This window comes from Microbacterium sp. NPDC008134 (assembly GCF_042957055.1).
Classification (GTDB): domain Bacteria; phylum Actinomycetota; class Actinomycetes; order Actinomycetales; family Microbacteriaceae; genus Microbacterium.
Map to the genome: position 1 here is coordinate 1479636 of NZ_JBIBHO010000001.1, position 13626 is coordinate 1493261.

Genomic DNA, 13626 nt, shown 5'->3' on the forward strand with positions numbered 1-13626 from the left:
GCTATCGCGGGCGTCGCGAGCCCGTCGGGTCGTTGCGCCTGCCCTCGCGAGAGGTCAGCTCGGGATCGCGGAAGAGCCAGGACGGCCGAGGCTCCACGAGCGGTCGGAAGATGCGGCGCACGGGCTTCGTCGCGAGCGCGAGGGCGACGACGACCGAGAGCACGGTGACCAGCGGCAACCAGATCCAGGTGGGCTCGAGGTCGCGCAGGACGCCCGACTCGCGGAACGGGTAAAGCACGAACGAATGCAGGAGGAAGACGTACATCGTGTACTGACCGAACGTCGTCCACCAGTGAGTGCCCCGGGGGATCAGCGCGAAGAACGCCGCGCACAGCACAACGGCGAGCAGCATCAGAGCGATGCGGACACCGCCGGCCCACCACTGCTCGCCGCCGAGACCGAGATCGGCGTAGGAGTCCTCGTAGAAGAGCCAGTGGCGCAGGTCGAACTCCTGCCAGAACGGGAGCCAGTTCCATGCTGCCCACCCGGCGCCGGCCAGCACGACGACCGCCGCGACCCGGATCCACCACGGGCGGAAATCGAGAAGGCGCAGCCGCGCGACGACGTCCCGTTCGCGCAGCCACCATCCGAGGGTGAAGAACGGGAGGAGGCCGAGTGTGCGCGAGAGCGAGAAGGTGCTGTCGATGTTGGGGAGGTAGCCGACGCCGATCGAGATCACGACGGTCCACAGCAACGGCCAACGCAGGAGGGCGAGATAGGGGAGCACCAGACGGAAGATGCCGAGAGCGAGAAGGAACCAGAGGGTCCACGACGGCTGCGTCGGGTTGGGGTTCGCCTGTCCTTCGACGAGCCACTTCGTCAGGGTCCACAGCCCCTCGAAGATCAGGTACGGCACGAGGATGTCGGTGATCACCCTGGCCATCTGCGTCTTGGTCGGCGACCCCGACTTCGAGAAGTATCCCGAGATGATCGCGAACGCCGGCATGTGGAAGGCGTAGAGCGCGAGATAGAAGGCGAAGGCGATGTCCGAGTCGTAGATGAGACGTTGGATCGCGTGGCCCAGGACGACGAGCACGATGCAGGCGTACCGCGCGTTGTCCCAGAACGGGACACGACGTCGGGGGCGCGGAGTGGATCCTGTCGCGGGCTGCGTGGAGTCCGCTCCGGTGGTGCTCATCCTCCGAGGCTACCGCCGGGAATAAAGTTGGTGCGATCGCGTTGACTCATATACATTCAAGTGAATAGAAACGGATGCCATCATCCGGTTCGGAGAAGTTGGAGAGAAATCATGAGCGAGCAGTCAGGGGCACCCGCGATGCAGTTCGGCATCATGTCGGTGAGCGACATCACGCGCGACCCCACCACCGGAGTGACGCCGAGCGAGCAGGAGCGCATCAAGGCGACGCTGGCGATCGCGAAGCACGCCGAGGAGGTCGGTCTCGACGTCTTCGCCGTCGGCGAGCACCACAACCCTCCGTTCTGGTCGTCCAGCCCCACCACGTTCCTCGCCGCCCTGGCGGCGCAGACCGAGCGTCTCGTCGTGTCCACCTCGACGACCCTCATCACGACCAACGACCCCGTGCGCATCGCCGAGGAGTACGCGATGCTCCAGCACGTGTCCGACGGCCGGATGGACCTCATGCTCGGCCGGGGCAACACCGGACCGGTCTACCCCTGGTTCGGCCAGGACATCCGCCAGGGTCTGCCCCTCGCGATCGAGAACTACGCGCTGCTGCACAAGCTGTGGCGTGAGGACGTCGTCGACTGGGAGGGCAAGTTCCGCACTCCGCTGCAGGGCTTCACGTCCACCCCGCGCCCGCTCGATGGCATCGCGCCGTTCGTCTGGCACGGATCGATCCGCACGCCCGAGATCGCCGAGCAGGCCGCGTACTACGGCGACGGTTTCTTCGCGAACAACATCTTCTGGCCCAAGGAGCACTACCAGCGCCTGATCGAGCTCTACCGTCAGCGTTACGCGCACTACGGTCACGGCACGCCCGAGCAGGCGATCGTCGGTCTCGGCGGCCAGGTGTTCATGGCGGCGAAGTCGCAGGACGCGGTGAACCGGTTCCGTCCGTACTTCGACAACGCACCCGTCTACGGTCACGGTCCGAGCATGGAGGACTTCACCGAGATGACGCCGCTCACGGTCGGCTCGCCGCAGCAGGTGATCGATCGCTACGCCGGTATGCGCGAGCACTTCGGCGACTACCAGCGTCAGCTGTTCCTCATGGACCACGCGGGTCTGCCGCTGAAGACCGTGCTCGAGCAGCTCGACATCCTGGGCGGCGAGGTCGTGCCGGTCCTGCGCAAGGAACTGGCGAAGAACCGTCCGGAGGCGGTGCCGGATGCCCCGACCCACGCCGCGCGCGTGAAGGCGGAGTTCGGCGACGGCCCCACGCGCCAGGCGCGCCCCGGAGCCAACCGCGGCGACAACCTCACCGGCGACAGCCCCTACCAGGACACGCCGGCTCCCGCCGGCGCGTCCTTCGGCCTCGGCCGCACGGAGGCGTGAGATGACCACGCGTCGGATCGCCGTCGTCTCGGCCGGACTCTCGAACCCGTCGTCGACCCGCATGCTCGCGGATCGTCTCGCGGCCGAGACCGTGAAGGAACTCGCCGCTCGCGAGATCGAAGCGACGGTAGACGTGATCGAACTGCGCGACTACGCGCACGACATCACGAACAACCTGCTCACGGGGTTCGCCCCGCCCGCTCTCGAGACGGCGATCAACACGGTGGTCTCGGCCGATGCCCTCATCGCGGTGACGCCCATCTTCTCGACGAGCTACTCGGGGCTGTTCAAGTCGTTCATCGACGTGCTCGACCCCGATGCTCTCACCGGCAAGCCCGTGCTCATCGGAGCGAACGCCGGTACGGCCCGTCACTCGCTCGCGATCGACTACGCGATCCGTCCGCTCTTCGCCTATCTGCACGCCGATGCGGTCTCGACCGGGGTCTTCGCGGCCTCGAGCGACTGGGGCGGCGCGGGTGACGACGTCGCCCCGCTCGCGAAGCGCGTCGAGAAGGGTGCACGGGAGCTGGCCGACGTCATCGCACGTCGCGACGCGGCGGTCGCCACCGATCCGTTCGACCCCGCGACCTACCTCGGCGAGGGACGCTCGTTCGGGCACATGCTCGGAGGCCTCGCCGGCGAGTGAGCGCGCCAGGCATGACGCCATCGACAATGTCCGAGGGGCATCGTACGGTGGCGTCATGTCAGCATCCGAAGCAATCGCGATCCTCCGTCGTTCGTTCGGAGGGCGGTTGCTGCTGCCTGACGACGCAGGATTCGACGCCGCGCGAGCGCCATGGAACCTCTCGATCGATCAGCACCCGGCAGCGGTCGCGCATCCGCGCGATGTCGACGACCTCGGAGCGTTGATCGTCGCGGCGCGTGAAACCGGAATGCCCCTCGCGGTGCAGCCCGGGGGCCACGGGGCCGGGAGCGATGTCACCGGGGCGTTCCTCGTACGGATGGGCGGCTTCGACGCCCTCGAAATCGACACGGATGCCGGGACGGCCGTCATCGGTGCCGGCGTGCGTTGGGGGCGCGTGATCGACGCGCTCGAAGGTTCGGGATGGGTGGCCCCCGCCTGGAGCAGCCCGGTCGTCTCGGCGGCCGGTTACACGCTCGGCGGCGGTCACTCCCTGTTCAGTCGCACGTCGGGGCTCGGCTCCGACAACCTGCGCGCCGCATGGGTGATGCGTACGGACGGCCGCCACGAGCGCGTCGACGATGCGAGCGATCCGGATCTGATGTGGGCGCTCCGCGGCGCGGGCGGGGTCGCCGGCGTCGTCACGGCCCTCGAGATCGATCTGGTGCCCGCGCCCGCCGTCTGGGGCGCGTCGGCGGTCTTCGATATCGCGGATGCCGAGGCGGTCATCCGCGGTGTGCGCGACCTCGCGCCGAGCGTACCTTCGACCCTGAACGTGACGGTCACGTCGAACCGCATGCCCGACGCGCCGCAGCTGCCCGAAGCGATTCGTGGCAAGAGCTTCCTGACCGTGCAGATGATCTCGACGGACGGCCCGGTCGACGACGTCCTCGAACTCGTGCGGAGCATGGCCCCCGTGCTGCGCGAGGTCGTGGGGCAGACCTCTCCCGCCGCGATCGCTGCGCAATCGGGGGAGCCGACCGACCCCACACCGAGCCGCGGCGCCTCTGCGGCACTGGCGGTTCTCGATGATGCCACGATCGATGCGCTCGTCGCGTTCCACCGACACGATGATCAGTGGCCGGTGATCGGGATCGAGTTCCGCATGCTCGGGGGAGAGCTGGCGTCGCCGAAGCGCGAGGGATTCGCCGGTCTCGAATCCGCCGGGTGGCTCGTCTACGCGCTTGCGCCGCTGTTCCCGGGCGCTCCGATTCAGCCGGGCGATGCGAGCCTCGCGCTCTTCCGCGAGCTCGTCGCACCGGCATCGGCCGAACGCACGGTTCCCACGTTCCTCACACCGGGGCAGACGCTCGCCGACGCCGCGACAGATGAGACGCTCGCTCGCCTGCGCGCGCTGCGGGAGCGATTCGACCCGGAGGGCATCCTGCATCACGGACGTCTTCCGCGCTGAACCCGCGCCCGTGCGGACCGCTCACGATCGCGCGTCGCCTCCTCGTCGCCACGTGTATTCGGTCTCCGGGCGACCGCGGGTTCCGTAGCGCGCCCCGCGGTCCACGAGTCCTTCTTCGGCGAGGTGCTCGAGGTACCTCCGGGCGGCGACGCGCGACATCCCCAGTTCGATCGCCGCTTCGCTCGCCGAGAGCGGACTGCGGGCGCGCAGCGCGGCGGTCACGCGATCCAGGGAGGAGGGAGAGAGGCCCTTGGGAAGGGAGATTGTGCCGGTTGATCTCCCCAACAAGGCGTCGATCTCGGACTGGGTGGCTTCGCCGTCCGTCGCCCGGGCCTGGGCGCGATGCGCACCGTACTGGGCCAGCCGCTCCTGGAAGACGGCGAACGAGAAGGGCTTGACGAGGTACTGGAAGACGCCGAGTGCTGCCATCTGACGGACCGTCTCGGCGTCGCGTACCGCGGTGATCGCGATCACGTCGACGGCGGCCGCCCGGGCGCGGAGGGTGCGCAGCACGTCGAGTCCGGAGCCGTCGGGCATCGTCACGTCGAGGAGCACGAGATCGAAACCGTCGGCGTCGGTGCGATCGAGGACCGCGTGCACCGCAGCCCGTGCCCCGGTGCATTCGCCGGCGACGACGAATCCGTCGAGCCGGTCGACGTAGGTGCGGTGCAACTCGAGAGTGAGGGCGTCGTCATCGACGAGAAGGACGCGGATCATCGTCTTCCCCAGGGGCGTGCAGCCGGAAGAGCGACGTGGAAGGTGGTCGGATCATGGCGCAGCTCGAGCCGACCCCCGGCGCCGAGCACGAGGGAGCGCACGAGCGCCAACCCGACTCCGCGCCCGGCGGCGCCGGCCTCCTTCGTCGAGAACCCCGAGGTGAAGATCTCCTCGCGCAGCGCAGGAGGAATGCCGGGACCGCTGTCGGCGACGTCGAGCTCGATCCCGTCGTCCGCCGAACGTCGAAGCGTGACCGACACCCATCGGTCTTCGGCATCCGTCACGGCATCCATGGCGTTGTCGATGAGGTTCCCCAGCACCGACACGCTGTCGACCGCCGACAGCGGGGAGGGCGGCGTGTCGGGTGCGATCGTCATCCGCCAGTCGATGCCCCGCTCCTTCGCCTGGGAGGCCTTTCCGAGCAGCAGCGCCCCGACCGTGGGGTCGCCGTGACGGCGGGCGGTGACCTGGTCCACCAGCGACTGGCTCTGGCGCGAGGTCTCGGTGAGGATCTCGATCGCCTCGTCCGTGCGGCCCAGCTCGAGGAGTGCCACCGCGGTGTGCATGCGGTTGCCGTGCTCATGGGTCTGCGCGCGCAGCGCGTCACCGAGGGTGCGGATCGACTCGTAGGACGACACGGCGTCCCTCACCTGCCCGGGCGGGAGATCCCCGGCGATCCGACGCGTGACCCGCCGTGCCGCCCACGCTCCGAGAGCGCCGGCCGCGACCAGCGCGGCGGTGATGCCGAGTGAGAGGGGGAGACGGCGCAACAGGGTCTCGCTGATCGTCTCGGTGGTGACGCCGGCGGCCACCCAACCGACGAGACTGCCGTCCGCGCTCGTCACCGGAACGATCGTGCGGACCGAGGGGCCGAGCGTGCCGGTGAACTCCTCGGTGAGTGGTATCGGCCGATCGGGGATCGTGCCGAGGTAAGGCTTCCCGATCTCGTCGAGGTCGGGATGGGTCACGCGGATGCCGGTGGGCGTCATGATCGTGATGAAGTCGAGTCCCGCGGCGTCGATGACCTCCAACGCGTACGGCTCGAGGGTGCGCGTCGCGCGTTGCCGATCCTCATCCCCGACCGAAGCGGTGACGAGGGGTGACGCCGCGAGCGCGATGGCAGTCGAGGAAGTGACGCGCTCCGCCTCCGCGCGAGTGGCGCGCTGAGCTTCGACGACGAGGAACAGCGCCACCAGGGCGCCGATGACGACGGCGGACAGGAGGAGGACGACGAACACGCGCGAGGCCGCGCTGCGGGCGGTGCGGGCGTGCGGCATCGCGGCTCCCTTCGTCGGCGATGGCGAATGTGACCAATACGACCACAAATGGTGTCGTCGTGCGAAGTCGGAGACGTTGGGGTCACTGCCGGCGAGGGCGCCGGCCCGAACGACGACGTTCATCCCCGAGGAGGAGAAATGGCCATCACCACCGGATTCACACTGCCCGGTTTCCATTGGAGGCGCGGCAAGCAGTCCTGGGACCGTCACACCTGGCTCTATGTCTCGGTGATCATCGCGGTCGTCCTGGGCGCACTCGTCGGGCTCATCTGGCCGGAGGTCGGGCAGAGCTTCGAGCCGCTCGGCAAGGGGTTCGTGGCGCTGATCAAGATGATGATCGCCCCGATCATCTTCTGCACGATCGTCGTCGGGGTCGGATCGATCGCCAAAGCGGCCACGGTCGGCAAGATCGGCGGACTCGCGTTGCTGTACTTCATGGTTATGTCGACCTTCGCCCTCGCGATCGGGCTGGTCGTCGGCAACCTCATCCACCCCGGGTCGGGCCTCGACATGGCCGGCGCGACCTACGACGCTGAGACCGGGGAGGCGAAGAGCACGCAGGACTTCGTCCTGGGGATCATCCCGGCGACCTTCTTCTCGGCGTTCACCGGGGAGAGCGTGCTGCAGGTGCTCTTCATCGCGCTGCTCACCGGCTTCGCGCTGCAGGGCCTCGGAGATCGCGGAGCCCCGATCATGGACGCGGTCAAGAACCTCCAGAAGCTCGTGTTCCGCATTCTCGGCATGATCCTCTGGCTCGCTCCACTCGGCGCGTTCGGAGCGATCGCCGCGGTCGTCGGCAAGACCGGCATCTCTGCGATCTGGAGCCTGGGCATCCTGATGGTGGCGTTCTACATCACCTGCATCCTGTTCATCGTGGTGATCCTGGGCGTTCTGCTTTTCGCGGTGACTCGGGTCAACATCTTCCGGCTGATGAAGTACCTCGCCCGGGAATACCTGCTGATCGTCGGCACGTCGTCGTCGGAGTCGGCTCTGCCGAGACTGATCGCGAAGATGGAGCACGTAGGGGTCTCCAAGCCGGTCGTCGGCATCACCGTTCCCACCGGCTACTCGTTCAACCTCGACGGCACGGCGATCTACCTGACCATGGCATCGCTGTTCATCGCGACCGGCATGGGGCAGCCGATGTCGATCGGTGAGCAGATCGGTCTGCTCGTGTTCATGATCATCGCGAGCAAGGGCGCGGCCGGGGTCACCGGTGCCGGGCTCGCGACGCTGGCCGGCGGACTGCAGGCCTACCGGCCGGATCTGGTCGACGGCGTGGGCGTCATCGTCGGCATCGACCGGTTCATGTCGGAAGGACGCGCGCTCACCAACTTCACCGGCAACGCCGTCGCGACCTTCCTGATCGGCACGTGGACGAAGCAGATCGATCGCGATCGCGTCGAACGGGTGCTCAGCGGCGACCTGCCGTTCGACGAGTCCCTGCTCGACGGGGTCGATGGGCACGGGATGTCGGACGAGCACGGGGCCGCCGACGTGCAGGAGCTCAAGGAGTCGGCGCTCGACGAGATGTCGGCGAAAGAGGAGCGCGCGCGTCGGCGTGCGCTGCAGGGCTGAACCGGGAACCGGATGAAGATGCGGGAGCCGACGGACGTGTCGGCTCCCGCATCGGTGGTCAACCGCTCTTGCGTCGGAACTCGCGCCGCGTCTGCGGGGCCGCACCGCCGTGGACGGCGGAATCGCCATCCAGGTGGGACTCGCCCTGACGGTGCTGCGCGTTCTTCTTCTCGAGCGCTTCCTTGAACTTGCGCTTCATCTCCTCGGAGGAGGAGACGGCGCCTTCTTCGGTGCTCATGTCCGCCAGCCTAGGCCACGGGCGTCTCGTCCGGGAGGTCTCGCCGGCTGCGTCGCGTGATCAGGTCGATGAGCAGACCGAGGCCGATGGCGACGGCGATCGACACGGGAACCGCGACGATCGGTCCCCCGGGGAGGATCGCGGCGACGGCCGCGCCGACCGAGGCCTGATACGCCGCCCAGCCGAGCGCCGCCACCGTCACCAGGGCGAGATAGCGCGGAGGGTGCACGCGGGATGCTCCGGCGACGAGGTTGATCGCGAGACGGACGAAAGGGACGAACCGTGCGGTGAACAGGACGGTCGCCATTCCGCCGTCGAGTCGCCGCCGTGCCCAATCGAGGGCGCGTCGCACTCGGGGCGCGCGCATCCAGCGCCAGCGGTCGGTCCCGACGAACCGGCCGATCATGTAGCACGCGATGTCGCCGAGAGCGGCAGCGGCCGCGGCGCAGGAGATGACGGCCCAGAGCGGCGGAGCTCCGGTGGATACGGATGCCGCACCGAGGGCCGTGACAGCGACCTCTCCGGGGATCACGACCAGGAACGCATCGCCGAAGACGAGCAGGCACATGATCACGAGCGCCCAGGGGCCGGAGAGGACGTCGGCGAGGAGTTCGGTGGGCACGTCACCACGGTGCCCTCCGGCGGTGAACGGCGACTGAAATCCGGATAGCCGGTGACGGGCTTTCGTGCATCCGGTGAACATCTGGTGCGCACGACCGTATCGGGGCTCGACAACTGATCCCTGCCTTCATCCTGGGGGTGTGAGAGTCGCGATCGTGACAGAGTCCTTCCTTCCGCACATGAACGGTGTGACCGGATCCGTGCTGCAGATCCTGCGTCACCTCGAACGACACGGCCACGAGGCCCACGTCATCGCTCCCGCTGCCGCCGGAATGCCGCGGCAGATGCACGGTGCCCCGGTCGAGGCGATCCCGAGCCTCGCGCTCCCCGGGTATCGCAACGTGCGGGTCGGCACCTCGCCGGCCTCGCGTCTGGCGGGCTCTCTCCGACGCTTCCGTCCGGACGTCGTCCACCTCGCATCGCCGTTCGCGCTCGGGTGGCGCGGCGTGCTCGCGGCCGAGCGCCTCGACGTGGCATCGGTCGCGGCGTACCAGACCGATGTCGCGGCGTACACCGAGCGCTATCGGGTCGCTGCGACGACCGGGATCGCCCAGACGCACATCGCTCGCCTCCACCGGCGCGCAACGCTGACCCTCGCCCCGTCGTCGGAGTCCGCCCAGCAGCTCGAGCGCCTCGGCGTCGACCGTCTCCGTCGCTGGGGGCGAGGCGTCGATGCGGAGCGTTTCCACCCCGCTCACCGGGATGAGAGCCTGCGAGCCGGGTGGGGCGCTGACGTCATCATCGGATATGTCGGGCGCCTCGCACCGGAGAAGCAAGTCGAGGACCTCGTCGCCCTGCGCTCCGTGCCGGGAACGCGCCTCGTGATCGTCGGGGACGGTCCGAGCAGGGCGCGCCTGGAATCGCTGCTCCCGGATGCCGTCTTCCTCGGCCACCTCGACGGCGATGCCCTCGCCGCCGCCGTCTCCTCGTTCGACGTCTTCGTGCATCCGGGCGAGAGCGAGACCTTCGGGCAGACACTGCAGGAGGCGCACGCGAGCGGCGTACCCGTGGTGGCCACCGGGCGGGGCGGGCCCCTCGACCTCGTCCGGATGGGGATAGACGGATGGCTGTACCGACCGGGAGATCTCGACGATCTCCGGATGCGAGTGGCCGATCTGGTGGGCGACGCCCGCAAGCGACGGGCATTCGGCGAAGCCGGCCACGACGGGGTTCAGGCGCGCTCGTGGTCGAGCGTGTGCGATCGGCTCCTCGAGCACTTCGACGAGGCGCGAACGCTCAAGGGGGTCGACGTGTCGCTCCGCGCTCGCCGCAGCATCCGTCCCGAGACGCCCCTCCCGGTGGAGCCCGTTCGGTGGCAGCGGTACATCGCTCTGGGTGACTCGCTCACCGAGGGACTGTGCGACCCGGCCCCGGACGGCGCCCTGCGCGGGTGGGCCGACCGCCTCGCGCTCCTCCTCGCCTCGCGGGGAGGCCTCCACTACGCCAACCTCGCCATCCGCTCGAAGCGAGTCGCCGATGTCTGCGGCCCTCAACTGGAGCGCGCCCTGGAACTCTGTCCCGACCTGGTCTCCGTGCTCATCGGTGCGAACGACCTGGTGAAGCATCGTGTCGACATCCCCGCGCTCGCCGCGGACCTCGAGCGTGCGATCGTGCGCCTGCGGGCGACGGGAGCCATGGTCGTCCTCGTGACGCCGTTCCTGCCGGGTCGACGCGCTGCCGCCATCTACGCCGCGCGATTCGCGGCCTTTGCCACGGCGCTCAGCGGCATCGCCGCGCGCACGGGTGCGGTGCTGATCGATACCGACCTCCACCCGTCCCTCCGAGAGCGCGAGCACTGGGGGGAGGATCTCGTGCATCTCAGCAGCAGTGGGCACCGCTTCCTCGCGTATCGCGCGGGAGACATCCTCGGCGTCCCGCATGCCGAGGCGCTCGGTGCACTCGATGCTTCGCTGCACGAGCAGAACGACATCGGAACGGGTCTGTGGTGGTCCCGCCATGCGCTGCCGTGGGTGTGGCGTCGCCTGCACGGACGCACGGCCGGCGACGGCCGTGCGGCGAAACACGATGACTACGTCTACCTGGGGCGCTCGACGGTTCAGCGCGGCGTGCCCGCGGGACGGGGGTGAAATCGGGCGTCCCTGGTAGGGTTGACGAGGCCGACCTGTGTCGGTCGCACAACTTCACATCGACTCATGGAGCGATCGGCGGAGGAGCTGGTCCCCTGTGGTGGGTTCCTCGGCACACGATGCGTCGGGTGGCTTTCTACTGGTGGCCAGCGCAGGCGACATTCGCGAGAGTGCTCGCGCGCCCGGATCCTGCCGTTCCGCTCCTTCATGAACACGCTCGCGCGTCACACGGATTCGCGAGTCTAAACAAAGAAGGAGAGACCTCTTGGAAGGTCCTGAAATCACCGCCACCGAGGCCGTTCTCGACAACGGCCGCTTCGGCACCCGCACCATCCGCTTCGAGACCGGCCGCCTCGCGCAGCAGGCTCAGGGCGCAGTCGCCGCGTACCTCGACGGCGAGACCATGCTCCTCTCGGCCACCAGCGCCGGCAAGCACCCGCGTGAGGGCTTCGACTTCTTCCCGCTGACGGTCGACGTCGAGGAGCGCTCCTACGCCGCCGGCAAGATCCCCGGCTCGTTCTTCCGCCGCGAGGGTCGTCCCTCGACCGAGGCGATCCTCGTCTGCCGCCTGATCGACCGTCCGCTGCGTCCGTCGTTCGTCGACGGCCTCCGCAACGAGGTCCAGATCGTCATCACCGTTCTCTCGATCGCTCCGGGCGAGTTCTACGACGCTCTCGCGATCAACGCGGCATCCGCGTCGACCCAGATCTCGGGTCTTCCGTTCTCCGGCCCCGTCGCCGGTGTGCGTCTCGCGTTCATCCCCGGCCAGGGCGAGCACGCCGACCAGTGGGTCGCGTTCCCGACGGCCGCACAGGTCGACGAGGCCGTGTTCGACCTGATCGTCGCCGGCCGTGTGGTCACCAAGGCCGACGGCACCGAGGACGTCGCGATCATGATGGTCGAGGCCGAGGCGACCGAGGGCAGCTGGAACCTCATCAAGGCGGGCGCCACCAAGCCCGACGAGGCCGTCGTCGCCCAGGGACTCGAGGCGTCGAAGCCGTTCATCGCCCAGCTCGTCAAGGCTCAGGCCGAGCTCGCCGCCACGGCGTCGAAGGAGCCGGGTGTGTACCCGGTCTTCCCGCCGTACACCGACGAGGTCTTCGACTTCGTGTCGGAGCGCGCGTTCGCCGAGCTCAGCGACGTCTACCAGATCGCCGACAAGACCGAGCGTCAGAACGCCGACGACGCGATCAAGGACCGCGTCAAGGGCGAGCTTGCGGCCGCCGTCGAAGCGGGCACGCTGCCCGAATCGGCTCTGAGCGAGTTCGGGGGCGCGTACAAGTCGGTCACCAAGAAGATCGTCCGTGGCCGCATCCTCACCGAGAGCGTCCGCATCGACGGTCGTGGTCTGGCCGACATCCGTCCGCTCGACGCCGAGGTGCAGGTCATCCCGCGTGTGCACGGCTCCGCGATCTTCCAGCGCGGCGAGACCCAGATCATGGGTGTCACCACGCTGAACATGCTCAAGATGGAGCAGCAGATCGACTCGCTGTCGCCCACGACGAGCAAGCGCTACATGCACCACTACAACTTCCCGCCCTACTCGACCGGTGAGACCGGCCGCGTGGGATCGCCGAAGCGTCGTGAGATCGGGCACGGCTTCCTCGCCGAGCGCGCGCTCGTGCCGGTGCTGCCGAGCCGCGAGGAGTTCCCCTACGCGATCCGTCAGGTGTCGGAGGCGCTCAGCTCCAACGGTTCGACGTCGATGGGCTCGGTCTGCGCCTCGACGCTGTCGCTGCTGAACGCGGGTGTGCCGCTGCGCGCTCCCGTCGCCGGTATCGCGATGGGTCTCGTCTCTGACGAGGTCGACGGTGAGACCCGTTACGCGGCGCTCACCGACATCCTCGGTGCGGAGGACGCACTCGGCGACATGGACTTCAAGGTCGCAGGTACCAGCGAGTTCGTCACGGCGATCCAGCTCGACACGAAGCTCGACGGCATCCCGTCGTCGGTGCTCGCGGGTGCGCTGACCCAGGCCCGCGACGCGCGTCTGACGATCCTCAACGTCCTCAACGCCGCGATCGACGCGCCCGACGAGATGGCGCCGACGGCGCCGCGCGTCATCAGCGTCCAGATCCCGGTCGACAAGATCGGTGAGCTGATCGGCCCGAAGGGCAAGACGATCAACGCGATCCAGGACGAGACCGGCGCGCAGATCTCCATCGAGGAGGACGGCACCGTCTACATCGGTGCGACCGACGGCCCGTCGGCCGAGGCCGCCCGTGCCCAGGTCAACGCGATCGCCAACCCGACCAACCCCGAGGTCGGGGAGCAGTTCCTCGGTACCGTCGTGAAGATCGCGACCTTCGGCGCGTTCGTCTCGCTGCTGCCCGGGAAGGACGGTCTGCTGCACGTCACCGAGGTGCGCAAGCTCGCCGGTGGCAAGCGCGTCGAGAACGTCGATGACGTGCTCTCGGTCGGGCAGAAGATCCTCGTGAAGATCACGAAGATCGACGACCGCGGCAAGCTCTCGCTCGAGCCCGTGATCGACGAGGCCCCTGCGGCCGACGCCGCTCCGGCCGAGGAGGCCGCAGCCGAGTAATCGGTTCCCTACGACGCGAGCCCGGTGCCTTCCCGC

11 protein-coding genes are annotated in these 13626 nt (G+C 68.6%); 6 read left to right on the forward strand and 5 right to left on the reverse strand.

Annotated elements, in window-relative coordinates; all coding sequences use genetic code 11:
* Nucleotide 1: 1 nt before the first annotated feature.
* Entirely contained in the window at nucleotides 2-1138 is a 1137-nt protein-coding gene (locus tag ACFY9N_RS06910) for an acyltransferase family protein (RefSeq protein ID WP_391477655.1), read from the reverse strand.
* A gap of 111 nt (nucleotides 1139-1249) precedes the next feature.
* Between ACFY9N_RS06910 and ACFY9N_RS06915 the strand changes: the two genes are divergently transcribed.
* The 3 genes from ACFY9N_RS06915 to ACFY9N_RS06925 are packed head-to-tail and all read left to right on the forward strand — an operon-like array spanning nucleotide 1250 to nucleotide 4530.
* The gene (locus ACFY9N_RS06915; RefSeq protein ID WP_391477656.1) at nucleotides 1250-2476 is read left to right on the forward strand and encodes an LLM class flavin-dependent oxidoreductase; all 1227 of its coding nucleotides are present in this window, start codon (nucleotides 1250-1252) and stop codon (nucleotides 2474-2476) included.
* A 1-nt stretch (nucleotide 2477) separates the two neighbouring features.
* Nucleotides 2478-3122, forward strand: coding sequence for an FMN reductase (locus ACFY9N_RS06920; protein WP_391477657.1), 645 nt, complete (start codon nucleotides 2478-2480; stop codon nucleotides 3120-3122).
* Between the two features lie 55 nt (nucleotides 3123-3177).
* The gene (locus tag ACFY9N_RS06925) at nucleotides 3178-4530 is read left to right on the forward strand and encodes an FAD-binding oxidoreductase (RefSeq protein WP_391477659.1); all 1353 of its coding nucleotides are present in this window, start codon (nucleotides 3178-3180) and stop codon (nucleotides 4528-4530) included.
* Nucleotides 4531-4551: 21 nt separating this feature from the next.
* On the opposite strand, the gene ACFY9N_RS06930 is transcribed toward ACFY9N_RS06925, so the two are convergent.
* A complete protein-coding gene (locus tag ACFY9N_RS06930) occupies nucleotides 4552-5247 on the reverse strand; it encodes a response regulator (RefSeq protein ID WP_391477661.1) in 696 nt (231 codons plus the stop codon).
* On the reverse strand, nucleotides 5244-6524 hold the full coding sequence (locus ACFY9N_RS06935; RefSeq protein ID WP_391477662.1) for an ATP-binding protein: 1281 nt from the start codon (nucleotides 6522-6524) through the stop codon (nucleotides 5244-5246). Before ACFY9N_RS06935 ends, ACFY9N_RS06930 begins: the two co-directional genes overlap by 4 nt.
* Nucleotides 6525-6662: 138 nt before the next feature.
* Between ACFY9N_RS06935 and ACFY9N_RS06940 the strand changes: the two genes are divergently transcribed.
* Entirely contained in the window at nucleotides 6663-8102 is a 1440-nt protein-coding gene (locus ACFY9N_RS06940) for a cation:dicarboxylate symporter family transporter (protein ID WP_391477663.1), read from the forward strand.
* 58 nt (nucleotides 8103-8160) lie between these two features.
* On the opposite strand, the gene ACFY9N_RS06945 is transcribed toward ACFY9N_RS06940, so the two are convergent.
* Together ACFY9N_RS06945 and ACFY9N_RS06950 are read right to left on the reverse strand one after the other, a co-directional pair.
* Nucleotides 8161-8340 (reverse strand): DUF5302 domain-containing protein, encoded by a 180-nt coding sequence (locus ACFY9N_RS06945; protein ID WP_391477664.1) that lies wholly within the window; start codon nucleotides 8338-8340, stop codon nucleotides 8161-8163.
* Nucleotides 8341-8350: 10 nt separating this feature from the next.
* On the reverse strand, nucleotides 8351-8962 hold the full coding sequence (locus ACFY9N_RS06950; protein WP_391477665.1) for a DedA family protein: 612 nt from the start codon (nucleotides 8960-8962) through the stop codon (nucleotides 8351-8353).
* A 154-nt stretch (nucleotides 8963-9116) separates the two neighbouring features.
* On the opposite strand from ACFY9N_RS06950, the gene ACFY9N_RS06955 reads away from it, so the two are divergent.
* Both ACFY9N_RS06955 and ACFY9N_RS06960 read left to right on the forward strand, forming a co-directional pair.
* The gene (locus ACFY9N_RS06955) at nucleotides 9117-11048 is read left to right on the forward strand and encodes a GDSL-type esterase/lipase family protein (RefSeq protein WP_391477667.1); all 1932 of its coding nucleotides are present in this window, start codon (nucleotides 9117-9119) and stop codon (nucleotides 11046-11048) included.
* Nucleotides 11049-11313: 265 nt separating this feature from the next.
* The gene (locus ACFY9N_RS06960; protein WP_391477668.1) at nucleotides 11314-13590 is read left to right on the forward strand and encodes a polyribonucleotide nucleotidyltransferase; all 2277 of its coding nucleotides are present in this window, start codon (nucleotides 11314-11316) and stop codon (nucleotides 13588-13590) included.
* Nucleotides 13591-13626: the final 36 nt, after the last annotated feature.

Bases quoted from the DNA above. Each gene is read 5' to 3' on its own strand.
- ACFY9N_RS06910 (WP_391477655.1), bottom strand. From the start codon at position 1,138: ATGAGCACCACCGGAGCGGACTCCACGCAGCCCGCGACAGGATCCACT.
- ACFY9N_RS06915 (WP_391477656.1), top strand. From the start codon at position 1,250: ATGAGCGAGCAGTCAGGGGCACCCGCGATGCAGTTCGGCATCATGTCG.
- ACFY9N_RS06920 (WP_391477657.1), top strand. From the start codon at position 2,478: ATGACCACGCGTCGGATCGCCGTCGTCTCGGCCGGACTCTCGAACCCG.
- ACFY9N_RS06925 (WP_391477659.1), top strand. From the start codon at position 3,178: ATGTCAGCATCCGAAGCAATCGCGATCCTCCGTCGTTCGTTCGGAGGG.
- ACFY9N_RS06930 (WP_391477661.1), bottom strand. From the start codon at position 5,247: ATGATCCGCGTCCTTCTCGTCGATGACGACGCCCTCACTCTCGAGTTG.
- ACFY9N_RS06935 (WP_391477662.1), bottom strand. From the start codon at position 6,524: ATGCCGCACGCCCGCACCGCCCGCAGCGCGGCCTCGCGCGTGTTCGTC.
- ACFY9N_RS06940 (WP_391477663.1), top strand. From the start codon at position 6,663: ATGGCCATCACCACCGGATTCACACTGCCCGGTTTCCATTGGAGGCGC.
- ACFY9N_RS06945 (WP_391477664.1), bottom strand. From the start codon at position 8,340: ATGAGCACCGAAGAAGGCGCCGTCTCCTCCTCCGAGGAGATGAAGCGC.